This window comes from Gloeothece verrucosa PCC 7822, from assembly GCF_000147335.1.
Taxonomy (GTDB): Bacteria; Cyanobacteriota; Cyanobacteriia; order Cyanobacteriales; family Microcystaceae; genus Gloeothece; species Gloeothece verrucosa.
Window position 1 is genome coordinate 5,275,546 of record NC_014501.1, and the last position, 22,954, is coordinate 5,298,499.

At 40.8% G+C, this 22,954-nt stretch carries 31 protein-coding genes and 1 tRNA gene; 6 read left to right on the forward strand and 26 right to left on the reverse strand.

All coding sequences use genetic code 11. The features are described 5' to 3' along the window. Positions 1–52: 52 nt before the first annotated feature. From CYAN7822_RS23720 to CYAN7822_RS23745, 15 genes are all read right to left on the reverse strand, one after another. A complete protein-coding gene (locus CYAN7822_RS23720) occupies positions 53–1,225 on the reverse strand; it encodes a cupin domain-containing protein (protein WP_013324780.1) in 1,173 nt (390 codons plus the stop codon). A gap of 50 nt (positions 1,226–1,275) precedes the next feature. Then, positions 1,276–2,256, reverse strand: a complete 981-nt coding sequence (locus CYAN7822_RS23725) for an MvdD family ATP-grasp ribosomal peptide maturase (protein ID WP_013324781.1) — start codon at positions 2,254–2,256, stop codon at positions 1,276–1,278. Between the two features lie 42 nt (positions 2,257–2,298). Next, the gene (locus tag CYAN7822_RS23730; protein ID WP_013324782.1) at positions 2,299–3,273 is read right to left on the reverse strand and encodes an MvdC family ATP-grasp ribosomal peptide maturase; all 975 of its coding nucleotides are present in this window, start codon (positions 3,271–3,273) and stop codon (positions 2,299–2,301) included. A 349-nt stretch (positions 3,274–3,622) separates the two neighbouring features. After that, positions 3,623–3,805, reverse strand: coding sequence for a microviridin/marinostatin family tricyclic proteinase inhibitor (locus CYAN7822_RS23735; protein ID WP_013324783.1), 183 nt, complete (start codon positions 3,803–3,805; stop codon positions 3,623–3,625). Positions 3,806–3,973: 168 nt separating this feature from the next. Then, a complete protein-coding gene (locus tag CYAN7822_RS37925; protein ID WP_013324784.1) occupies positions 3,974–4,114 on the reverse strand; it encodes a microviridin/marinostatin family tricyclic proteinase inhibitor in 141 nt (46 codons plus the stop codon). Positions 4,115–4,218: 104 nt separating this feature from the next. After that, positions 4,219–4,362: a microviridin/marinostatin family tricyclic proteinase inhibitor gene (locus CYAN7822_RS35995; RefSeq protein ID WP_013324785.1), complete on the reverse strand. Its 144-nt coding sequence runs from the start codon at positions 4,360–4,362 to the stop codon at positions 4,219–4,221. A gap of 107 nt (positions 4,363–4,469) precedes the next feature. Further along, positions 4,470–4,610, reverse strand: coding sequence for a microviridin/marinostatin family tricyclic proteinase inhibitor (locus CYAN7822_RS36000; RefSeq protein ID WP_013324786.1), 141 nt, complete (start codon positions 4,608–4,610; stop codon positions 4,470–4,472). 91 nt (positions 4,611–4,701) lie between these two features. Next, the gene (locus tag CYAN7822_RS36005; RefSeq protein ID WP_013324787.1) at positions 4,702–4,839 is read right to left on the reverse strand and encodes a microviridin/marinostatin family tricyclic proteinase inhibitor; all 138 of its coding nucleotides are present in this window, start codon (positions 4,837–4,839) and stop codon (positions 4,702–4,704) included. Positions 4,840–4,930: 91 nt separating this feature from the next. After that, a complete protein-coding gene (locus CYAN7822_RS36010; protein WP_013324787.1) occupies positions 4,931–5,068 on the reverse strand; it encodes a microviridin/marinostatin family tricyclic proteinase inhibitor in 138 nt (45 codons plus the stop codon). 91 nt (positions 5,069–5,159) lie between these two features. Beyond that, on the reverse strand, positions 5,160–5,297 hold the full coding sequence (locus tag CYAN7822_RS36015) for a microviridin/marinostatin family tricyclic proteinase inhibitor (protein ID WP_013324788.1): 138 nt from the start codon (positions 5,295–5,297) through the stop codon (positions 5,160–5,162). 91 nt (positions 5,298–5,388) lie between these two features. Then, positions 5,389–5,526 carry a microviridin/marinostatin family tricyclic proteinase inhibitor gene (locus CYAN7822_RS36020; RefSeq protein WP_013324789.1) on the reverse strand — a complete coding sequence of 46 codons (138 nt, stop codon included), beginning with the start codon at positions 5,524–5,526 and terminating at the stop codon, positions 5,389–5,391. 91 nt (positions 5,527–5,617) lie between these two features. Further along, the gene (locus CYAN7822_RS36025; protein WP_013324790.1) at positions 5,618–5,758 is read right to left on the reverse strand and encodes a microviridin/marinostatin family tricyclic proteinase inhibitor; all 141 of its coding nucleotides are present in this window, start codon (positions 5,756–5,758) and stop codon (positions 5,618–5,620) included. A gap of 107 nt (positions 5,759–5,865) precedes the next feature. After that, entirely contained in the window at positions 5,866–6,006 is a 141-nt protein-coding gene (locus tag CYAN7822_RS36030; protein ID WP_013324790.1) for a microviridin/marinostatin family tricyclic proteinase inhibitor, read from the reverse strand. A 430-nt stretch (positions 6,007–6,436) separates the two neighbouring features. Next, positions 6,437–7,237: a sulfite exporter TauE/SafE family protein gene (locus CYAN7822_RS23740; protein ID WP_013324791.1), complete on the reverse strand. Its 801-nt coding sequence runs from the start codon at positions 7,235–7,237 to the stop codon at positions 6,437–6,439. Positions 7,238–7,568: 331 nt separating this feature from the next. Further along, on the reverse strand, positions 7,569–8,330 hold the full coding sequence (locus tag CYAN7822_RS23745; protein WP_013324792.1) for a 3-hydroxybutyrate dehydrogenase: 762 nt from the start codon (positions 8,328–8,330) through the stop codon (positions 7,569–7,571). 201 nt (positions 8,331–8,531) lie between these two features. On the opposite strand from CYAN7822_RS23745, the gene CYAN7822_RS23750 reads away from it, so the two are divergent. Beyond that, positions 8,532–9,845: a dihydrolipoamide acetyltransferase family protein gene (locus CYAN7822_RS23750; RefSeq protein WP_013324793.1), complete on the forward strand. Its 1,314-nt coding sequence runs from the start codon at positions 8,532–8,534 to the stop codon at positions 9,843–9,845. A gap of 55 nt (positions 9,846–9,900) precedes the next feature. Beyond that, a complete protein-coding gene (locus tag CYAN7822_RS23755) occupies positions 9,901–10,332 on the forward strand; it encodes a DUF29 domain-containing protein (RefSeq protein ID WP_013324794.1) in 432 nt (143 codons plus the stop codon). Between the two features lie 122 nt (positions 10,333–10,454). On the opposite strand, the gene CYAN7822_RS23760 is transcribed toward CYAN7822_RS23755, so the two are convergent. The 3 genes from CYAN7822_RS23760 to CYAN7822_RS23770 form a co-directional block, all read right to left on the reverse strand. Next, complete coding sequence (locus tag CYAN7822_RS23760; protein ID WP_013324795.1) at positions 10,455–12,494, reverse strand: elongation factor G; 2,040 nt, start codon at positions 12,492–12,494, stop codon at positions 10,455–10,457. Between the two features lie 252 nt (positions 12,495–12,746). Beyond that, a complete protein-coding gene (locus tag CYAN7822_RS23765; RefSeq protein WP_157871842.1) occupies positions 12,747–13,034 on the reverse strand; it encodes a hypothetical protein in 288 nt (95 codons plus the stop codon). A gap of 130 nt (positions 13,035–13,164) precedes the next feature. Further along, entirely contained in the window at positions 13,165–13,503 is a 339-nt protein-coding gene (locus CYAN7822_RS23770; protein ID WP_013324797.1) for a thioredoxin family protein, read from the reverse strand. A gap of 265 nt (positions 13,504–13,768) precedes the next feature. Between CYAN7822_RS23770 and CYAN7822_RS23775 the strand changes: the two genes are divergently transcribed. From CYAN7822_RS23775 to dnaG, 4 genes are all read left to right on the forward strand, one after another. After that, entirely contained in the window at positions 13,769–15,274 is a 1,506-nt protein-coding gene (locus CYAN7822_RS23775; protein ID WP_013324798.1) for an ATPase domain-containing protein, read from the forward strand. A gap of 84 nt (positions 15,275–15,358) precedes the next feature. Further along, a complete protein-coding gene (locus CYAN7822_RS23780) occupies positions 15,359–15,817 on the forward strand; it encodes a response regulator (RefSeq protein ID WP_013324799.1) in 459 nt (152 codons plus the stop codon). A gap of 23 nt (positions 15,818–15,840) precedes the next feature. Continuing rightward, the gene (locus CYAN7822_RS23785) at positions 15,841–16,806 is read left to right on the forward strand and encodes a diguanylate cyclase (protein WP_013324800.1); all 966 of its coding nucleotides are present in this window, start codon (positions 15,841–15,843) and stop codon (positions 16,804–16,806) included. Between the two features lie 28 nt (positions 16,807–16,834). Next, positions 16,835–18,733: a DNA primase gene (gene dnaG, locus CYAN7822_RS23790; protein ID WP_013324801.1), complete on the forward strand. Its 1,899-nt coding sequence runs from the start codon at positions 16,835–16,837 to the stop codon at positions 18,731–18,733. Between the two features lie 96 nt (positions 18,734–18,829). Here the strand turns inward: dnaG and CYAN7822_RS23795 are convergent, their stop codons facing one another. From CYAN7822_RS23795 to CYAN7822_RS23820, 8 genes are all read right to left on the reverse strand, one after another. Continuing rightward, a complete protein-coding gene (locus tag CYAN7822_RS23795) occupies positions 18,830–19,774 on the reverse strand; it encodes a glycosyltransferase family 2 protein (RefSeq protein WP_013324802.1) in 945 nt (314 codons plus the stop codon). Between the two features lie 172 nt (positions 19,775–19,946). Beyond that, a tRNA-Leu gene (locus CYAN7822_RS23800) sits at positions 19,947–20,028 on the reverse strand. Beyond that, positions 20,007–20,882, reverse strand: a complete 876-nt coding sequence (locus CYAN7822_RS36035; protein ID WP_013324803.1) for a M48 family metallopeptidase — start codon at positions 20,880–20,882, stop codon at positions 20,007–20,009. The genes CYAN7822_RS23800 and CYAN7822_RS36035 overlap by 22 nt, the downstream gene beginning before the upstream one ends. 3 nt (positions 20,883–20,885) lie before the next feature. Next, on the reverse strand, positions 20,886–21,311 hold the full coding sequence (locus tag CYAN7822_RS23805) for a tetratricopeptide repeat protein (RefSeq protein ID WP_013324804.1): 426 nt from the start codon (positions 21,309–21,311) through the stop codon (positions 20,886–20,888). A 57-nt stretch (positions 21,312–21,368) separates the two neighbouring features. Further along, the gene (locus tag CYAN7822_RS23810) at positions 21,369–21,722 is read right to left on the reverse strand and encodes a HesB/IscA family protein (RefSeq protein ID WP_013324805.1); all 354 of its coding nucleotides are present in this window, start codon (positions 21,720–21,722) and stop codon (positions 21,369–21,371) included. A gap of 327 nt (positions 21,723–22,049) precedes the next feature. Continuing rightward, positions 22,050–22,511 (reverse strand): hypothetical protein, encoded by a 462-nt coding sequence (locus tag CYAN7822_RS23815; RefSeq protein WP_041933369.1) that lies wholly within the window; start codon positions 22,509–22,511, stop codon positions 22,050–22,052. Next, positions 22,486–22,587 carry a hypothetical protein gene (locus tag CYAN7822_RS40215; RefSeq protein WP_425365328.1) on the reverse strand — a complete coding sequence of 34 codons (102 nt, stop codon included), beginning with the start codon at positions 22,585–22,587 and terminating at the stop codon, positions 22,486–22,488. Before CYAN7822_RS40215 ends, CYAN7822_RS23815 begins: the two co-directional genes overlap by 26 nt. Before the next feature lie 107 nt (positions 22,588–22,694). Beyond that, a complete protein-coding gene (locus CYAN7822_RS23820; protein ID WP_013324808.1) occupies positions 22,695–22,901 on the reverse strand; it encodes a hypothetical protein in 207 nt (68 codons plus the stop codon). Between the last annotated feature and the right edge of the window lie 53 nt (positions 22,902–22,954).

Genomic DNA, 22,954 nt, shown 5'->3' on the forward strand with positions numbered 1-22,954 from the left:
TTTTATTTTAATTTATTTTACTGGTTGAGATCAATCAAGCATAATTATAATTTTAACCCTCTTCTACAGTTTTTAATATTCCCTCTTGAATTAAGCGGCGTACTAAGGTTAGTTTTCCATTATCGGCTAGACCCGGTAAAGCTTTAATAGGAAACTCTTCTGCTTCTAAAATGAAGCGAATAGCCCGTTCTGACCTCAGTGATTCCATTACGGTCTTGCTGCCAAATTGTATGCCGATTTTGCCAATTTTTTCAATAATACGATATAAGCCCTCTCTTTTTTTAACGATTGTATCTAAATTTAAATATTCAAGATTTTCTAACTGATAAAACTGTTCATCAACTAGGGGAGACATTTTTCCTAAAAACCCTTGAGCAATATCTTCTACTGCCTCCTCAACTTCTGATTGCTCGGCCAGAAGTTTAAGCAGTTCTTGAAATTGATTTTTTAGGGATTCTTCGGCCTCCTCTTGGCGCAAAAAGCCTACCGGTAATGACTCTCTAAATCGAACCTCTTTTTGAGCTAATTTAGTGACCGCACTATTGATTAAATCAAACCACTTTAAGGAGTGGATACCCACTGTCAGATGAACCGAAAAAGAATTATCAGTATAGACTTCATGAATATACCCCCGAGGAATATATAATAAATCCCCTTTATTCAGGCAATATTCGGCTGTGGGAGATTTAAGTTGATTAATGAACTTGTCGGTATATTTCAGGTCAGATATAACCGGCAAAGTGATCGGAGAATCATAAATTTTCCATTGTTTTGAGCCTTCAACCTGCAAAATAAAGACATCATGAGTATCAAAATGAGCCTTAAACCCCTGAGAATTTTTGCTGGTCATATACAGGTTTATCCCCACAGGATGATTTAAAAAAGCTTCTAAATTCTTGTGAAGAACTGAGAGCGGCTGCCAACGCTCATGAATTTTTCTCATAACCAGGCTATAACCGAGAGAATAGGCTTGATATATCTGGTTAAAATCCACTTCTCCACCTGCGCTAAAGAAAGAGTTTTCTTTAATCAGATCGACATCCGACGACTTAGGTCCGTACAAACGTAAAATCGAGTCAATATTTTTTAGGGAAATAAGCTCAGAGTAATAATCTGGATGATTTCTAGCCACCAGCAAAGGACTTTTTTCCCAATATTTTTCCAATAAAGTTGTTGGCTCTATGGGGTTGAGCATTCTCTCAAAATCAAAATTCGACCTTGACATAACCAATTCCCTCAAATGTAAATTCTCAATTACTTACAGCCGCTAAGTCTCTAATTTTTCCCCGTGAGCAGAATCTCAGCAATGGCTTGAGAAATGGGGTATTTTGGTGAATAGATTTCCATCCAGAAAAACTCACCAACCGGGTTAATCTCAAGGAATAAATGCTGACCATCGGGGGTGACAATAATATCAATGGCCCCATAGTTTAATCCCAAAGAAGCCATCAGTTGGAGCAATTTTTTTTCAATATCTTCCGGTAATTTGTAGGGTTCCCACTCTTTAACTAAAGTTTTGCCCTCTTTGCGCCAATCATAAGTCGATCCTTCCAATTTCTGGGAGTTGACGGCGGCGGTAAATACTTGATGTCCGACAATAGTAGTGCGTAACTCTAGCGCCTTGGGGATGTTTTCCTGAAAGGTCATCGGACAAAAACACAGTCCTTCCATATTTTCTAGGTCATCCTCTGTAATGGGAGTGGTAAAAACTACCATTTCTTCTCCCTGGTCCCCATAGATAGCAAAGGAAGAAAGCATTTTTGTAATAATACCTTGCTCCTGACACTCGGCGGCAAATTGCTTGACTGCCTCTGGATTGTTTGAGGTTAGGGTGCGCGGAGTGACAAGACCGAGTTCTCGGGCTATTTGTAACTGTAATTGTTTATTATTAGCCCGGTCCACATTTGAGATTTTATCTAAATGAAATCCCGGCAGACTGGCAATTAATCCCCTAACAGAGGCGCGACTTTCTTGAATTGCCGCTTCTCGATATTGCTTGTCCATACTGTCGGGCAGTTTGTGTCCGTATCTCATGCGGCGATACCAAACCGAGGTCACTTCACTCAAATCTAGCCGCTTGTCGCCATCGGTAATAAATCCTCCCTCTGAAGCACCGGAGTAGATATCAAGTAGCACTTCGGTGGGATATCTGTCGGTATCAAAACGAAAGGCTTTTTCTCCTCTAGCTTCAATGGCTTCCATCACTAGAGGAATACTTTCGTTATCATTGCTAAAAGTCAAGATTAAGGCGGTCATAATCAATCTGTTACTCGATTAACTGAATTTAACAAGGTTATTTCACGAAATTAAAGTATCTGCAATTGCTTTAGAAATGGGTAAATCTAAGTCTTTTTCCAGCATTCCCCACTCTCCTATCGGGTTAACTTCTAAAAAGACATATTCTCCTGATGGGGTCAAAATAAAATCAAAAGACCCAAATAAAAGCCCCAGTCTCCCCATAAAGTTTCTCAGACGACTGACTAATTCTTCTGGGAGTTGATGATGTTGCCATGAACCCGGATTAACCCCCGGACGCCGCCAATCAACGCTCTTATCGTTATAAACTGAGGAATTGAGCGCCCCGGCAAATACATTACCATTGACATAGGCTACCCGCAATTCCTGCTCTTTGGGGATTAGCTCTTGAAAAACCATTGGACAATAGCGCAATGACTCAGCATCGAGCAAGTCTTCTTCTGTCACTTTATTGGTGTAAAGATAAAAAGAACTGTATTCCATACTGCGGGAAATATGCGTTAATAGCTTACTAACTATTTTTCCTTCCAATTGCTGAAAAAATTCCCGTGCTGCCTCAGCCTTATTGGTGATCAGGGTTCGGGGAATGTTCAGCCCCACTTCAGAGGCTAACCGCAGTTGCAACTGCTTATTGTTGGCGGCATTGATTTTCTCTAAATGATCTACCCAATGCGCCTCTCTCAGGCTATCCCAAAAACCCTCTAAAGTCGCCAGGGATTCTGTAGCGCAGGCTTTTTGATACTGGGGATCTAATTCTTTTAGGTCTGGCTCCCAAATGCGCCGCATCCAAACCGCTTTCACCTGTTCTGTGGTGATGGATTCTGTCCCAATTTCTAGTCTGTAATGGCTTTTAGAGTTGTCAAACTGTGCTGTTAATTGTACAGCTACCGGAAATTGATCAGTATTAAAGCGAAATGGTTGCACACCTTTAGAGGCCAATGCTTCTGCCACTCTATCTATTGTGAAGTAATCACCACTGTGAGTAATTAATAAAACTACGTCTTTTGATAGAGGCATAAACTTTTTTCTCCTTATATAGTATTAAGATTAACGCTTTTCTCTGATCAAAACGGTACAATAAAAAAAGGAAAAGACTTGAGTCGAGTTCCTTGACCTTTTACCCTTTACCCTTTACCCCATCAGTTAAAAAGGATACTTGAGACTGGGCAGAGGTTCGTGATCTGGCTGTGAGGCTTGTTTTTCTAGGAAACCAGCGAACAAGTCAACAGGTTTAGCGGGGATGCTTTTCCACTGTTTCCAGACATGGTAATATATTCTTAGTATATTGGTTGATAGCAAGGAGTAGCCAGGAGTGATAAAATAACTGCTACTCCTTTATTTTTATTAGCCTGAGTGCCGTGATCACTTATGAGTCTTCCCAATCCGAAGGAAACTTGAGAGTAAAAATCGGAGGAAATTCAGGAAAAGGAAAGGGTGCTGGCGTTTCGGCTGGCTTTTCGGTTGGCGGTGTTTCTTCTTGTGTTGCTAAAAAACGAGCAAAAAACGGCTTGGCGTTTGTGATAGGTAAGGCTGCGGCGTTATTAGACATGGTAATACTCTATTTGCTTTTGAGCGATAGTTAGTGATTTAATAATCCTACTGCTGATAATTGTCCTCAAGCTCGCTGTTATAGCCATAGGCAATAGGCAAATTCTTGTTTTAACTAGGTTTTAGTCTTGGAGATTGCTATATTCCTATGCTTCAACTGCTATATTAATTATTCATCTTCCCAATCGGAAGGATACTTGAGAGTAAAGGGTAATGGATTAGCTGGATGTGCCGCTTGTTCTTCTAGAAAACGAGCAAAGAAAGGAACTACGGCTCTTATTTCCCTGGCTTTTCCGGTGTTTTTAGACATGGAGATTTCCTGTTGCTCTTACTTGATTCTCAGGAGTAGCTAGGAGGGTTGGGTTAGCCGCTACTCCTGAGCTTTTCAGTTTAGATGAAGATGGCTTCTATCTATTAATATTCTTCCCAATCCGAAGGATACTTGAGAGTAGCAGGAGGAAGGGCTTCGGTTTCGCTTTGAGCCGCTTGTTCTTCTAAGAAACGGGCAAAGAAGGGTACTACTTTGATTTCTTTTTGTTTTCCAGTGTTTTTAGACATGATTTTTTCGGGTTGATAAGGGTTGATAGTTAGGAGTAGCTAGGAGTATTACTCAATTGCTACTCCTGAGTGCTCTTGTACTTCTGATAAAGATAGCTAGAGGTGATTTAATATTCTTCCCAATCCGAAGGATACTTGAGAGTATTCTGATACGGTGCGGTTTCGTTTTGAGCCGCTTGTTCTTCTAAGAAACGGGCAAAGAAGGGTACTGCTTTGATTTCTTTGGCTTTTCCAGTGTTTTTAGACATGATATTTTCCTGTGGATAATGGTGGATTGTTAGGAGTAGCTAGGAGTATTGCCCAATTGCTACTCCTGAGTGCTTTATAGCTAGAGGTGATTTAATATTCTTCCCAATCGGAAGGATACTTTTTAGTAACGTAAGGAGCGGTTTCGTTTTGAGCCGCTTGTTCTTCTAAGAAACGGGCAAAGAAGGGTACTGCTTTGATTTCTTTGGCTTTTCCTGTGTTTTTAGACATGATTATTTCCTGTGGATATGGGTTGATAGCTAGGAGTAGCTAGGAGTATTGCCCAATTGCTACTCCTGAGTGCTTTATAGCTAGAGGTGATTTAATATTCTTCCCAATCGGAAGGATACTTTTTAGTAACGTAAGGAGCGGTTTCGTTTTGAGCCGCTTGTTCTTCTAAGAAACGGGCAAAGAAGGGTACTGCTTTGATTTCTTTGGCTTTTCCTGTGTTTTTAGACATGATTATTTCCTGTGGATATGGGTTGATAGCTAGGAGTAGCTAGGAGTATTGCCCAATTGCTACTCCTGAGTGCTTTATAGCTAGAGGTGATTTAATAATCTTCCCAATCGGAAGGATACTTTTTAGTAACGTAAGGAGCGGTTTCGTTTTGAGCCGCTTGTTCTTCTAAGAAACGGGCAAAGAAGGGAACCGCTTTGATTTCTTTGGCTTTTCCTGTGTTTTTAGACATGATTATTTCCTGTGGATATGGGTTGATAGCTAGGAGTAGCTAGGAGTATTGCCCAATTGCTACTCCTGAGTGCTTTATAGCTAGAGGTGATTTAATAATCTTCCCAATCGGAAGGATACTTACGAGTGACAGTAGGTGCGGTTTCGTTTTGAGCCGCTTGTTCTTCTAAGAAACGGGCAAAGAAGGGTACTGCTTTGATTTCTTTGGCTTTTCCAGTGTTTTTAGACATGATTTTTTCGGGTGGATATGGGTTGATAGCTAGGAGTAGCTAGGAGAGTTGCCCAATTGCTACTCCTGAGTGCTTTATAGCTAGAGGTGATTTAATAATCTTCCCAATCGGAAGGATACTTGAGAGTATTCTGATACGGTGCGGTTTCGTTTTGAGCCGCTTGTTCTTCTAAGAAACGGGCAAAGAAGGGTACTGCTTTGATTTCTTTTTGTTTGCCAGTGTTTTTAGACATGATTGTTTCGGGTTGATATGGGTTGATAGCTAGGAGTAGCTAGGAGTATTGCCCAATTGCTACTCCTGAGTGGTTTTCTACTTCTAAAGAAGATAGCTAGAGGTGATTTAATAATCTTCCCAATCGGAAGGATACTTGAGAGTATTCTGATACGGTGCGGTTTCGTTTTGAGCCGCTTGTTCTTCTAAGAAACGGGCAAAGAAGGGTACTGCTTTGATTTCTTTTTGCTTGCCGGTGTTTTTAGACATTAGTTTTCCTCTTGATATTGGTTGATAGTCAGCAGTCGCTTTTTTGATGGAGCCAACTGCTACTCTTTATTAAATAAGTTTAGGACAGTTAAAAAAAAAGTCAAGGACAGTTAAGACACTTAAGAGAGGATTTCGTTAAGTTTTGTTAATAAAAGTTAAATAAATTACCTTTTGAGTGATTGAGGCTAAGTCAGTAGGGTTATCTTGTTCTAGTTAACTTCGAGAAACAAAAGCAAGTCAGATTGGTTGACAATTATTTCCCCTAATCAAACTGACCTTTGCGCTCTTTTAGAGATTATCTCAACAGGCATCCTTTCCCTCTGGCCTTTGAACCTTTTCCGGATAGTTACTATAGAGATGTTCGGCGAGGGTTAACGACTGTTAAGAAATATTTACTTAAACTTACTCATTTCAGCTAGGCTTTATAGGTTTAGGGAAGAAGCATTCTAATACTGACGGCCATAAGAAAGCAAGCAAAAATCAGCCGCATTTTTTCTGATGAGATAGTATGAGAAAGTTTAGTTCCTAATGTGGCACCAAACATAGTAAAAGGAGCAATCAACAAAACAGCAGGCCAGTATATATAACCCGTTGTTAGCGGAAAATCTGTCCCAGAGGCTGCCAAAAGACCTAAAGAAAAAGTCCCGATAATAGAAATCGGTAAAGAGAATGAAGCTGAAGTTCCTGCCACTTGAGTCATCGGTAAACCGCAGTACATTAAAAAAGGAATACTAATAGCGCCTCCTCCAATACCCAACAATCCTGATTTTAATCCGATTACCATACCCACTAAATTAATAAATGACAGTTGAGGAGGTTTTGATTGTGGCTGAGATTTCAGCTTACCTTTTAAAAGAATTCTTAGAGCAACAAATAATAAAAAAATCCCAAAAATCGTCTCGAGTAAACGGGTAGACAAATGCTGACTGACCAAAGCTCCTACCACAAGTCCTAGAAAAATACCCGGCAGAATTTTCCCTAAAAAATCCCATCTAATATCACCTTTTAATTGGTGAGTCCAAGTAGAGGCAGTTGCTGTACAAATCATCACACACATGGAAGTTCCCATTGCCAGGTGCATCAAAATAGACATAGGAATTTCCATCAATTGGAAAATAAAAAATAAGCCTGGTACAATAACCATTCCGCCGCCTATTCCTAGCAAACCGGCCATCAAGCCAGAGGATAATCCTAATAAACTCAATAACAAGGCAGGTAAGTAAATATACATAATTTACCTTTTAACAAGATTATAATAGGTATTTTTCTAATGTCTATTTATTTGGTAGGAATACGGGAATTTAAAACCTAATTCGTCAAAATCTCCAGCGTATCCCACTAAAAATTATAGTTTTCTTAGATAACATTTAGCAAGAATGAAACTAAATTCAATTAATTAAAGATTAATAATTAAAAAAAAAAATTTATGAGAATAGCCGGCGCAAATAGGGAACAATAAATAAGTGAGATTGTCCTTACTAAACTAGGAAGCACTTTATTTTTATTGGCACTGTAGAATAAGTAATTTTAGCTAACCCAATTGATCGCCCTTTACCCTTGTTTTAATGAGCGGTCCAAGCCATATCCATCACCTGGGTAGCGCCGGTAATTCCCCAAGCCTCGGGACTACATAAAAAAGCCACATAATTGGCCACATCTTCAGGTTCAAAAAGCCTTTGCTGTTTAATGACCGTTTTTCGTCCAAAGACTTTTTCTTCCACTTCTTCGGGTGAAATCCCTAACGTGCGAGATTGATCGATAATTTGCTGTTCTACTAAAGGAGTTCGCACATAAGCCGGACAGATAGTATTACAAGTTAACCCATGTTCACCGCCCTCAAGAGCAACCACTTTAGTAAACCCCACTAGACCATGTTTAGCACTGACATAACCCACCTTAAACGGACTGGCGGTTAAACTATGAACACTACCAATATTAACAATCCGTCCCTGCCCTGACTTAATCAAATAAGACCAAGCATATTTAGTTAATAAAAAAGGCGCACTCAACATCAGAGCAATCATTTTATCCCAAGTCTCTTCAGGAAAATCAGCCACAGGGTCTATATGTTGAAATCCCGCATTATTAATTAAAATATCCAGTTGTCCGTATTGCTCTACCGTTTTTTCGACAGCGCGGCGACAATCAGCCGGTTGTGTTAAATCGGCTTTAATAAAATATCCTTGTAACTGGTGAGCGGCTTGTTGCCCTTTATCTTCTTGAGTATCCACAATCGCCACTTTGATATCGACTTGAGCCAGTTTAGCCGCACAAGCGCGACCAATTCCACTAGCAGCACCAGTAATTAAAGCAACTCTCGTCATCACCCCACCTCCATAGAATCATGGAAAAATTAAAATTCAAAAGGCAAAAAACTTCTTTTTTTATATTAATTGACAGACCGGAAATCTAACTAACGAGCCTAACTCGAGATCACTGACAGGTCAATGATTATGATAGAATGCGACTTGGCTTAAGAATTTTTGCTCCTATACTGTCCACCTATTCTATTAGCAGACCACGCCATGATCCACGATATATTTATGCCGGCTCTCAGTTCCACCATGACCGAAGGGAAAATCGTCTCTTGGGTAAAATCTCCTGGAGACAAAGTGGCTAAAGGGGAAACAGTGGTCGTAGTGGAGTCGGACAAGGCCGACATGGACGTTGAATCATTCTTTGATGGCTATTTAGCGGCAATCATCGTTAATGCTGGAGAAGAAGCTCCCGTCGGTGCAGCCATCGCTCTTGTTGCTGAAACCCAAGAAGAAATCAAAGAGGCCCAAGCCAAAGCGGCTGCGGCTCAAGGAAATTCGGGAGCGACAGTCAGCGAAACCCCATCCGCCCCAGAACCGGCCCCTGAACCCGTTTTAGCCGCCGCCGGTGGAGTCTCTTCTGCCCCGAGTCAAAGCAATGGTCGTCTTGTGGCCTCTCCGAGAGCGAAAAAACTCGCGAAAGAGCTAGGTATTGACATCAAAAGTCTACAAGGCAGTGGGCCTTTTGGCAGAATTACCGGAGAAGATGTAGAACGGGCTGCCGGTAAAGTTTCTCCACCGGAGCCGGCTCCGATTTCCAAGCCAGCACCGAGCCAGGTTCCGGTGGCGATTCCCACCCCTTCTGCTCAACCGGTGGTGCCTGCGGTGGCGGCCCCGGCTGGTGCTGCAAGCGGCGAAGTAGTGGGCTTTAATACCCTACAAAAAGCCGTAGTACAGAACATGGTAGCCAGTATGCAGGCTCCTCAGTTCCGGGTAGGATACACCATTACTACTGATGCTCTCGATGAACTCTATAAAAAAGTTAAGAGCAAAGGGGTAACCATGACAGCTTTATTAGCTAAAGCGGTAGCGGTTACTTTACAAAAACATCCCGTTGTCAATGCGAGTTATACCGATAAAGGCATACAATACCACTCATCGATTAATATTGCCGTCGCAGTAGCGATGCCGGGTGGTGGGTTAATTACCCCTGTACTGCAACAAGCGGACCAAACAGATTTGTATTCTCTGTCTCGTCAGTGGAAAGATTTGGTAGAGCGTGCCCGACTCAAACAACTGCAACCCGAAGAATATAGTAGCGGCACTTTTACAATTTCTAATTTGGGAATGTTTGGCGTTGATCGTTTTGATGCTATCCTGCCGGTTGGACAAGGGTCGATCTTAGCCATCGGTGCTTCTCGTCCTCAAGTGGTTGCCACTGCTGAAGGGCTTTTAGGGGTTAAGCGTCAAATGTGCGTTAATATTACCTGTGATCACCGGGTGATTTATGGGGCTGATGCGGCGGCTTTCCTACAAGATTTGGCTAAGTTGATCGAAACTAATCCCCAATCTTTAACCCTTTAATATATATAAAGTAGAGATGTTGCTCTTACGTCTCTACCATTAAGGGGTTAATTTGATGACATCATACGATACTGACTATTACCAATGGACACAGCAACAAGTTGATGCCATGCGGCGTAGAGAATTAGAGGAGATCGATTGGCTCAATTTGATTGAGGAGATAGAAGGCTTAGGTAAAAGCGAAAAGCGAAAACTAGAAAGTTATCTGGCCCGCCTTCTTGACCATCTGTTAAAATTATCTTTCTGGGAATCAGAAAAGCTCTACAATAAAAGCCATTGGGAAACTGAGGTGGCTAACTTTCGTTATGAGATTGAAAAGATTTTGAAAGAAAATCCCTCCTTAGCTAATCTTGTTGAGCCAATTTGGGATGAGATTTATGACAAACGCCTTAAAATTTTGTCTAGAAGTTTTTCTATCCCGAATCATCCGAAAATTTCTATTACCACTGCTCTCGATGATGAGTGGTTTCCTTCTAATCTTGAATAATAATATAGCGTTAGTTTTGAAAAATACTATAACCCACTAACACGCTTTTATGTGAGTGGGTTATACTTTGTTTCTCTAGCCGCATCAAGTGCGGGTGTAGGCGTTTTTAAAGAGAGAAACGATTAATGTTTCCCATTGCCATTACTCGCCGCCAGGACAGTTTCAGTTAACTTATCCGGCACTTCTTGTAAATGGTCAAAATCCCAATTAAAGAAGCCGACCCCCATCGTCAGGGAACGCAACTCAATAATAAAGTTTTGCATTTCTGCTTGAGGTAAATAAGCCGTCACCTGGTCCCAACCTTTCCAACCGGATATCCCTTCATAACCGAGAATTTGTCCTCGTCGTCCGGTGACTAATTGCAACACTTTCGAGGTAAACTCAGTAGGAGCCGATACCGTGATCGCTAAAATGGGTTCTAACAGCACAGGGCCACATTTAGGCATTCCCTCAGTCATAGCCAGTCGGGCGGCTTGTTTAAACGCTTGTTCAGAACTATCAACCGTGTGGTAAGAACCATCGGTCAGCGTCACATCGATATCTACCACAGGGAACCCTAAAGGACCATGTACTAAATATTCCCGCACACCGGTTTCTACGCCTGGAATATATTGTTTAGGCACCACACCGCCGACAATGGTTTCATGAAATTGAAAACCTTCTCCCCTTGACAGAGGTTTAATGTCTAAATAAACATCCCCAAAAGCCCCATGTCCGCCGGTTTGATGTTTATAGCGTCCGTGAACTTTTGTTGCAGCGCGAATGGTTTCTTTATAGGGAACTTGTGGCGCATGAGTGGTCATCGGTAAGTTATACTTGCGACGCAGCCGGTCTAAAGCCACTTGCAGATGAATTTCTCCTTGTCCCCACAGAATCACTTCTCGGGTATCACCGTGTTGTTCCCAGTATAAAGAGGGGTCTTCTTCTAACAACTTACTCAGGGCGCTACTAAGTTTTACTTCATCTTTGCGGTTTTCTGGGGCGATGGCCAAAGCATAGACGGGTTTTAGCTTTTCGGCTTTTGGTAAAGCATTAACTTGTTTATTGGTGTTGGTTAGAGTATCACCGGTTTGAATGCCTTCTAAGCGCCCAATGGCCACAATATCCCCGACAGAAGCCTCGTTAATGGGCTGTTGTTGTTGCCCCATCAGGCGATAAAGGCCACCCGCCCGCACTCCATTAAGCACCATTCCATCGGTTAATTTTCCTTGCCAAACCCGTACCAGCGAAAGCCGCCCGCCTTGAGGGGTAAAGCAGGTTTTTAGCACTTGTACGATGGTATCCCCATTGACATCGGTTTTTAGTCCCCGACGATGGGCGGTTTCGGTGGGAGAAGGGGCTTCTTTTAAGAGGGCTTCTAGTAAGGGACGAACCCCATAATCTTGATCGGCTATGCCGAAGAAAACTGGTACAATTTGATCCGCGCTAAGTTCTTTCTTTAAGTCTTGGAGAATTTCATCTTGGGGGGGTTCGATATCTTCTAAAAGTTCTTCAAGTAGGTGATCGTCAAACTCAGCTAGGGTTTCTAACATTTCTTGCCGGGCTAGATGTTCCTCGTCTTTAAGGTCATCGGGTAGAGGAACCGGATCGGCCGGGCTGCCTGGATGATAATGATAAGCTTGCTCGCTGATCAGATCAATGTAACCGATCAGGTCATGATTGGAGCGAATGGGATATTGTTGAGGAACAAGCGGACGGGTAGACACCTCTTTTAAGGCGTGCAGAACTTCCATAAAGTTATTGGCGGCCCGGTCCATCTTGTTGACAAAAACCAGGTGAGGAATTTCCCAGTCGTCTAAAAATTTGAACAGAGGCGCAAGGGTTAACACCCGATCTACCACCGGTTCACAGACGATAATGGCAGACCCTGCACCGACTAAAGCATTGTAAGTTTCTTGAACAAATTCTATTGATCCCGGACAGTCGAGAAAAGTCAGATTAATATCTTGATAACTCGTATAAGCCGCAGAAACTTCTACGCTCATTTGTCGATCCCGGGCTTCTGGAGAACTATCCGAGACAGTATTTCCTTCTGTTACCTTTCCTTTACGGTTCGTCGCACCAGTAACAAACAATAAACTTTCTAACAGCGTCGTCTTCCCACTCGAATAGGGACCGACGATGGCGACATTACGGGTGTTTTCTATGGCTTTTTGGTTCATACATATACCCCCAAGAATTCTCAACAGTGATGCACGGATCGACACTGTTTATCCACAAGACCTATTCCCTAATAAACCGTGCCATCCACTGGGAAATTTACTAAAAATTTATTTCCCTATGATTGTGAGCGTAGCTTATTCTGGGGTCAAATAGACAAAAGTTGCAACTTCTTTTAAAGCTTGCTTCACATTTTGTTAAACAAATTAAAAAGCGGTTAAGTTATATTAAATAACTTGAATTTTTTTTAAGTTTTAAGGCTCTTTTGGCCGATTGACTCTCACCCGCTTTTCTGGCGTTTGCTTTTTCAGCCAGAGTAAAAATTTTTCCATTTGAGGTGCATTCTTAAGTTTTTCTAAAGTGTTTAAGTGTTGCGCTAATTCTATGTTACTAAATAAAGTGTGAATTTGATGATGGCAAGCTGAACAAATATCTATAGTAGGACCAGCTTCCGCTTTTTTGCGTTTGACAGCTTGTCGCGGAACGAGATGATGTACCGTTAAACGTTTCATTTCCCGTTCACATAATGGGCAGGTAGGCATAAGTTTTGAAGCAAAAATAACTACAATAGTATTATATTGTAACATACTTAGAGAACTTGAGAGCCAATAAATCTATTAATAATCATAAAGTTAATAATTTTCTCCGGGTTCGCTGGCTCCGCTTGAGTTTTTAAATCAACCCTCGCAACTGTTCGATTAAAAGTTCTGCTGATATAATTTTTTGAGGTGACTCGGATTCAATTCTAGTTACAAGTTGACCATGTTTAAACAATAACAAAGTCGGCAAGGCATGAATGTGATAAAAATTCGCTAACTCTGAGTATTTTTCACTATCAACTAGAATAATTTCTAACGGGTTTTTCATTTGGTTACTGACTTGCTCCACCAGAGAATTCATCAGTCTAGAAGGCCCGCAATAAGGGGTAAAAAAAACTAGCAAAATTGGCAACTCCGAGTTGGCGAGCAAGGTGGGCCAATCTTGAGAATTAAAAGAGGTTTCAGTTTTCATTGATGCGCCTCCTATTTTCATGAGGTTTAATGGGGCTGATTATTGCTTTTAGATTATTCCGGCTAAATTTCTAGTTTTAAATTAACCCAGAGCCGCCATTTAATCATCTATCTAAAGTAAGGTAGGGAAAAGAAAAAAACCGTAGCCGCACCCTTGAATTCGGGGTAGGTTCTCTATAATCCCTGAGATTATTTAAGCTTTAATTAAATTTAAATAGAGAGCCGAGAGCGGAGTCAAATAGGGTTGTTAAGATTAATTCTATCTGATGGATAAGTTTAATCAGGCTTGGCTAGTGATAAAATTAGAATTGACTCGGCATCAAAAAATTTACATGGTCAATAATCGTTTATCTACCGGTATTGCCGGGCTAGATGAAATTTTAATGGGTGGGTTAATTCCTGGACAAGCTTATTTAGTTCGGGGGGGTCCCGGCTGCGGAAAAACCACATTAGGAATGCACTTTCTAGTAGCCGGACACCATCGAGGAGAAGTCTCTCTGATGATTACGCTAGGAGAGTCAGAAAATCAGTTGCGTCGCAATGCTTCAGCATTAGGGTTAAGTCTCGATCAAATAGCCATACTCGATCTCAGTCCGGGATCAGATTTTTTTACCCAGATGCAAAGCTATGATATCTTTTCTCCCGCCGAAGTAGAAAGAGACCCCATAACGCAAAAAATTATCGAGAAAATTGAATCAATTCATCCTCAGCGAGTCTTTGTAGACTCAATTACCCAATTCCGTTATTTATCGAGTGATCCCTTTCAATTCCGAAAACAGATCGTCTCTTTCTTACGTTTTCTCCAAGAACAAGGAGCAACCATCGTTTTTATTACCGAAGCGTCCCCAGAAGCGCCCGACAACGATTTACAATTTATTGCTGATGGAGTGATTACCCTAGAGTTTGTCGACGAAGAACGTACCCTCAGCATTAGCAAGTTTCGGAGTTCGGATTTTCGCAAAGGAACTCACACCATGCGGCTGACTTGTCAGGGAATGGAAGTCTTTCCCAGCATTATTCCCGAAGAATTTAAAAGAGAGTTTGCGCCTGAAACGATTTCCTCCGGAATTCCTGATCTCGATGAATTATTACAGGGCGGTATTGAACGGGGAACCATTACGATCATCAGTGGTCCTTCCGGTGTGGGAAAAACCACTTTGGGAATACAATTTATGAAAGAAGCGGCAGGCCGGGGCGAGCGTTCTTTGGTTTGCTGTTTTGAGGAAGCTCAAGAAACCCTAATTAATCGCTGTGAATCGATCAATATTCCTGTCTCAAGAATGCTCAAACAGGGAACCTTGTCAATTATACCCATTGAACCTCTAATTTATACCCCTAATGAGTTTGCTAATTTAGTACGCTCGGAAGTGGAAAAACATTCGGCTCAAATTGTGATGATCGATAGTATTGCTGGCTATCGGTTATCCTTTAAAGGTGCCAATTTAGTGACTCATATTCATGCTTTATGCCGCTATTTAAAAAATATGGGGGTAACAGTTTTGCTCGTTAATGAGGTAGAGGCAATTACAGGAGATTTTCGAGTCACCGAGCTAGGAATTTCCTATCTAGCAGATAACATTATCTTCCTACGTTATTTAGAAATTCGCGGCGAACTGCGTAAGGCCATTGGTGTTCTCAAAAAGCGGCTCACTGACTTTGAAAAAAATCTGCGGGAACTAACCATTACCCGTTACGGGATTAAAGTCGGTAAACCTTTAACTAATTTAAGCGGAATTCTGACGGGGACTCCTCAATTCTTAAAAGATGAATAGTGCTTTTTATAATTAACATTAAGAGGCAATAGGCAAGAGAAAATAACTAATAACTAATGACCAATGACTAACGACTAATGACTAATGAATTTGATTCTTCTCCTGATTGCACATTCAGAAAACCGCCGTCTTTTGGCACAACTGTTAAGTCAGCATTATCAAATTATTTTATTTTCCCCAGAAAAGGGACTAGAAGAACATTTTGATCTATGTATAGTAGATGGCGTAGCGCTCAATGAGTACCGCACTCATTTGCAAGCTAGAATTAATCAAGAAAAGCCCGTCTTTCTTCCCGTTTTATTATTAACGACTCAGCAACAAGCCAAACGAGTAACCGCAGGTTTATGGCAAATTGTTGATGATTTGTTAATTATGCCAGTAGAAAAAATAGAACTATTAGCAAGAATAGCAACTTTATTACGTTCTCGCCAACTCTCAATAGAGCTAAAAAAAGCCAGACAAGAACTTAATACCTCTCAACAAGAACTGCGACAATTAAAAGAAGAATTAGATAAATTAAATCAACTTTTTCCAGATATTTAAATTTCCCAACCTAGTTATAATAGATGAATTATTCGATTTTATTAATTATAGAACAACGAGAAAATGCCCGTCTATTGGGAGAACTGCTGGCTAACTGCTACCAGATAATTTTTTATGAAGATGAGAATAGTTTAAACAAGTCCTTTGATTTATGTATTGTTGATGGCTTAGGATTTTATCATTATCAAAAGCTAATAGAAAGAAAAAAAGAAGCCGAAAAACCCCTTTTTTTACCTTTGCTTCTAGTGACGGGTCGTCCCCATATCAGACAGCTTAACAAAGCCTTAAGTGAGCTAATAGATGATATAATTAGTACGCCTGTGGAGAAAACCGAATTATTACTGAGAGTACAAGTTTTATTGCGCTCGCGTGAACTGTCCCTTCAGCTTAAAACTGCCCTCGAACATGAACAACTGCTCAAACAAGGATTAATAGAAGCCAATCAAAAATTACAAGGACTGGCTCGTATTGATGGCTTAACAGGGGTCGCTAACCGGCGCTATTTTGATGAATACTTTGAGCATGAATGGAATCGTTCAGTGCGGGAAGAAATTCCCATATCTTTACTTCTATGTGATGTAGACTTTTTCAAAGTTTACAATGATAAGTGGGGTCATCCTAGGGGAGATTATTGTTTAAAACAAGTGGCAACTATTCTGGCTCAAGCTGTTCAACGTGCGGCAGATTTAGTGGCGCGATATGGAGGAGAAGAATTTGCCATTATTTTACCCAATACTATCCTAGATGGAGCGATTTATATTGCCCAAAAAATTCAAAACGCTTTACAAAATCGAGCCATTCCTCATTCGAGTTTATCCGTTGGAGGTATTGTTACCCTCAGCATTGGTGTAGCCACAATAGTGCCCCGACTTCACAGTTATCCCCAATTTCTCATCGAACAAGCTGATCGCTTTCTTTATCAAGCTAAATGTCAAGGACGCAATCAAATTGTGTCAGGGGGCATAACGCTATTGAATTCGATACAATAAATTAGATATCCCAATTTCTCAGCCATGAATGGGCAATACTCAACTTGATCCACAAACTCTAGAAGACATTAAGCAACGGGTTGACATCGTTGATGTCATTTCAGAATACGTTGTCTTACACAAGCGAGGAAAAAGCTTAGTGGGGTTATGTCCCTTTCACAATGAAAAAAGCCCTTCTTTTAACGTCAGTCCTAGTAAACAAGTTTATCATTGCTTTGGCTGCGGGGCAGGAGGGAATGCCATTACCTTTTTGATGGAGTTGAGAAAACAGTCTTTTTATGAAGTTGCGCTTGATCTCGCTAAACGTTATCAAATTCCCTTAAAAACCCTCAGTCCTCAAGAACATCAACAACTTCAGCGCCAACTTTCCCTCAAAGAACAACTTTATGAAATTGTCGCCGTCGCCGCTAATTTCTATCAACACGCTTTGCGGCAACCTGAAGGAGAAAAGGCACTCAATTATTTAAAAGAAAAACGACATTTAAAAGAAGAAACTATCCAACAATTCCAATTAGGGTATGCACTCCCCGGCTGGGAAACCCTCTATCGTTACCTCGTTGAACAAAAACGTTATCCGGTGACTTTGGTAGAACAAGCAGGGTTAATTAAACAGCGACAGTCCGGCAATGGGTATTATGATGGGTTCCGTGATCGTTTAATGATTCCCATTCATGACGTTCAGGGAAGAGTGATCGCTTTTGGCAGCCGCACTTTAGGAACCGATGAACCCAAATATCTCAATTCTCCTGAAACGCCGCTTTTTGATAAGGGTAAAACCCTTTTTGCCTTGGATAAAGCCGCTAAAAGTATTACACAACAAGATCAAGCGGTGGTGGTAGAGGGTTATTTTGATGCTATCGCCCTTCAGGCGGCGGGTATCACTAATGTGGTTGCTTCTCTGGGAACCGCTTTTTCTCAAGTGCAATTGAAACAACTCCTCCGTTATACAGATTCCAAACAGATTATCTTTAATTTTGATGCGGATCAAGCTGGAATTAAAGCCACTGAACGCGCGATCACCGAAATTTCTTCTTTAGTTAATAGTGGACAAGTGCAATTAAAAATTCTCAATCTTCCCGATGGTAAAGATGCTGATGAATTTCTTAATTCAAGTCCCGATGCCGGAGAAAAGTTTCGTGATTTGTTAAAAACGGCCCCTTTATGGTTTGACTGGCTTCTCAAACAACTTTTATCTCAATATAATCTTAAAGCGGCGGATCAGTTTCAAATTGTCGCCCAGAGAATGGTTCAGTTACTCAGTCAGTTACAAAATCCCTATCAACGCACTTATTATATAAACTACTGTGCCGAAATTCTCTCTCAGGGGGATCAAAGTCGGATTCGCCTTCATGAAAACAATCTATCTAAGCAACTCAGAAAAATTAAATTAAATTTTTCTAAAAACTCCCCTTTACCCTCTCAAAATAATGAGATTCTCTCTGACGAGAAAACCCGTTTAGAACTTGTAGAGAAAATGCTTTTAAAAATTTATCTTCATTGCCCTCTACATCGACCGGAAATTAAAGCACAACTCGAGGAAAAAGACCTATATTTTTCTTTATCTCATCATCGTTTTTTGTGGCAGCAAATTCTGGATATTGAAGAAAAATTTCAATCAGAAATAAACAGTCATGACCAGCGTTTATTGTCACTTTTACAGGATAAATTATTAGATATTACTGAATATCGAGAAAAATTGCAGTCTTTATTTTATCTAAATGAAATAGGGGAAGAAGATATTTTTGCTGCTGCGATTAATATTCAAAAAGCTTTTAATTCTTTAGAAATAATTAGCCATGAAAAATATAAACGTTACTGTAAAGAACAATTTAGCAGCGCCAAGTCACTTCAAGATCAACGATATTGGCACGAAGAATTAAGCCGAGTTGCCCAACAACTGCAAGCCTTAATTTCTTATCCTGAATAAGGGTTAATATTCTGAATTATTTGAGATTAATTTGCCATGAGCAGAATTTTTACCGTCAAGTAACTCAATAGACCTCTTGCATAAATAAAATTTTCCTCAATTCTGTTCCCTGTTCCCTGTTCCCTGTTCCCTTTCTTGACCAGTTCTTGTGAATTGTGCAAGAAGTCTAATATTTTCAGCCGGAATTATTTCGGGATCAGAAAAATTGCTATCAAGGGAATCAACCGAAAATTGCTGTTTTATTTCTTCTACTTTGAGTAAAATTAGATACTCATAAAATGCTTGTAAAGTACACCAAGCAAAGCCGGCTTTTCCGTCTAAAATTCCCCCTAAAATAAAGTACATATAGAACCAACGAACTAAAGGACGGAAAGGTAGACGTAAAGATAAATCTTTTAGGGCGTGTCGTCTTTCTACTTCTGAGTTTCCTAAAATTAATTGATACCAATCAACTTTACCGGTTTGTAGCTGACGGAGAGTTTCTCGTGCTTCATCGCTAGAGTAGCGATTATGTTTTTCAATCCAGCGACTTAAGCCCTTGCTACAAGTATAATGAGGGTAGGTTTGTTTGAGAAATCCTACGGCCCCAGAGCAAACCTCTCGTTCTGTATGACCATAGTCACTAAACCAGACTTTCCCTTTCTTAAATAGCCGCATCTGATAGCGAGGATACTGGGTGCTATGTTTAATCCATTGTCCCATAAACATAACCCGTTCAGCCGCATAATAACCGATCACTTCTTCTTGTTTAGCCATTTCTAGGCATTCAGCAAATAATTCTGGTGTCATGCGTTCATCAGCTTCGAGAATATAAACCCATTCGTGTTTAGTGGGAACGTTTTCTAACATCCAGGTGCGTTGTTTTCCGTGACTTTCAAATTTATGTTGAACTATACGCACTGGGTAGCGAGAGGCAATTTCTACGGTTTTATCTGTGCTAAGAGAATCAACGATGATCACATCATCAGATAGTAAGGCTGACTCGATGCAAGGGGCGATATCGATTTCTTCGTTATAAGTGAGAATATAGATGGAGATCATGTATTTATATCATCAAACCAAACAGGCAATTTGAGCGGTTCTAGTCTATCATGGCTGATCCTGTCCTTTTTTGGCTTCGGTAATTTCCCCCCATTGGGAGTTAATAAAATTGGGATAAACTTGATAGATTAAACAATAAACCAAATTTATCCCTGTGTTGTATGTATTAGTATGGGCAGAGTCGGACTCGAACCGACATGGCCGAAACCGCCGCATTTTGAGTGCGGTGCGTCTACCAATTTCGCCATCCACCCATTTTGTTGTCTTTCTGATTATACTCTTTTTGGCGCTTTAAGAGCAAGCTTTGATAATCTTTTGAACTGGCCCAACGATCAATCTCTTTGGCCCTTAACACAGGAACCGGATGAGTTAACTGTTGAGTTTGGGCCGTTTTAAGCAATTGCCCTAATTCACTCTTGCTAATGTCCTCATAGGCCCTGGCCTGTTCTATAAAGGCATCTAAATTTAACAGGGGAGAGAGAGTAGGAGAACCGCCACTGAGTTTCATCAGTACCGACATAACAACTTTAGGGTCTTGAACCGCTAACAGTGCCGCGCGATCACAGCTAAATTCGGCACAGCGAACCCATTCTAAGATTCTTTCTTGCAATGATTGAGCGAGTATAGTTCCCCAATTGGGCAATAAACCCGCCGCTAACACGAACAAGTTAGCCAAAGTTAAATAGACCCCATGATCACATTTTAGATGACCCAATTCGTGAGCCATCACTGCCTGTAATTCTTCAAGGGTTAACATCTCAATTAAGGAAGTATGCACCACCATAAAAGGTTGTTTTCCCTGTATGGCTAAGGTATAGGCGTTAGGAATGGGGTTTTGTTGAATGTAGAGTTGAGGGGGTTCTATATCTAGGACGGTACAAGCTTCTAACAATAATTTATGTAGATGCGGCAGTTGATTTTTGCCCACCAGGACGCTAGAGGCGATATTGTTGAGATAGAAAAATTGTTCGGCTACGGGTCCGAGTAAATTTCTCACTGCCAAATCTAAGCCGGGCAGTTGTTTTAACGCTTGAGTGGCTTGAAAATCGAGGGGATGACGAAACTCATCCGCCCTCAAACCAATTAATAGAGTTTTAGCAATGTCCATTGTTTAACTATCACCGATTAACCAGCTTTTAACTCGTTTCAAATTGTCCCAATCGGGTTTTCTGGTCAGTCCGTCTTCAATGTTTTCTTCTATATCTTGACGAATTTCGGCACTAAGGCTCATCATCTGTTGTACGGTTTCGATGTGGGAACGGACTCCGGTTTCTCCGGATTCTAACAAGGCTAGTACCAAATTGACGCGCGATTGGGGCACTCTAGCATCGAGTTTAACACTTTTTTGCGCGGCTTTGAGGGCGGATTTGGGTTTGTTTTCCAGAAGGTATAACCAAGCTAAACAGGCCCAGGCGGTGGGATTTTTGGGGGAGCGATCACAGATATCTTTAAATACTGGGATTAGCTCTGCGGCTGATTCTCCGGCTTTGTAGCGTTCTAGGGAGCTTTCAAATAATGAGTTAAGGGTTTCAGTCATGGGACAGTATTAAAATCATTCATGGATTCGGTGGGCACTAAACCCACCAAAACTCTATTAAACACCAAAAGACTTGCCACAGCCACAGGTTTGCGCGGCGTTGGGGTTAGTAAATTGGAAACCACCGCCGATCATGGCGTTGCTGTAATCTAGCATTAGACCGTAGAGATAGAGTAAGCTTTTTTTGTCTGAGACGATCTTAAAGCCGCCATAATCAAATACTTCGTCGTGTTCGCCAATTTGACTAGGGTCTTCAAAATCCATCATATAGGACATTCCTGAACAACCTCCTTGACGCACTCCGACTCTCAGACAGAGGTCTTTTCCTTGTTGGTCCCGTAACATCATCACGTGAGAGAGGGCGGCTTCGGATAGCTGAATGCCTTGTTGGGGTGCAGTTGCTTGTGTCATGGTTATTGAGTTTCTCCTATTTGAGGTTTTCGGTTAGTTTAAGGTCATCAATTAAGATCTATACCTGGGATAGAGAATTATTCCTACTTCTCTCCCGATTGCCTACTAGATTGCCACTTATTTCTATCTTAGCGGTTTCTAGTGCTTGACTACAGCATTTTTATGTAGATACCCTTAGTTTTGGGTTTTCTGCTGTGTTCGCTTTATAAGCTAAGACGCTTTTAAAGTTTGTAGGAGTTACGCACTGAGAAAGACTCACCAACCATTTTATGTCCCAAGCGAGCCGAAGCCCTAAAGATCGCTTAAGTACGTGACAGCTTATAGCCACTAATCACCTTTTTCTTCAACCTTTGTAAAATAGTATCCCGTCACGCCTGTTACTAATGTTCCTAAAAAGGTATAAATTGTTTTTGCAGATTCATTTAGGATTGTATTAGCGGATGCTAAGCTTTCCTTTTGTAATTTTTGTAATTCTATTAATTTATTTAATGTTTCTGGTTCAATTGAGTTTATATCGATTGATCCTGTTAAAGATGGTTTTAAATACCAATCAGGATCAATAGAAATCCAAATAGTTGCCGCTATATGGGCAACAACTACTACTGCCAAAATCACCCAAAGGGTTATTGCTAAGTAACTAGCTGTCTGGATTCTAACTTTTTTTGATTGAACTGTTAAGTCGTTGTCATCGGTATTGACTGCCAGTTTTTCAATTTGAATTTCATCGGTATTGACTGGCAGTTTTTTAATGTCGCTGTCAGAATCATTTGAAGAGGTCATATCTGCCATGCCCCCCAAATGTCCCCATTTGGTTCAGCTTCCCCTGTTCCTCCCATCGTAACAAGGTTCGGATTGAAACTCCCAATAATCAAAGTGGCTTGGCTTGCACTTACCCAATTGGTCATCTTGGTTAATTATCCTGATCAGTAGCATTTAAGCTACTTTATCTGTTTTATTTGTGGGTTTTTAAGGCTAATCCGTCAATGATAGTTCACGAGTAGTGCCGTCCTTTTCTATCAGAAGTTTTTCCTTATTTGCTTTCAACTCGGCATACAAATCCATGACAGCAATTCCGCGACGTATAACTTCCGATTCAGACATATTAAGTTTTGTGGCAATCTTCTTAACATCTTCAAATAATTTTGAACTTAATTCTGCTTTAGCAACGTACTTGGTCATAATAATACAATTTTACTAACCTTAGCTTTAATTACACTCCATAGCCGTAAAAT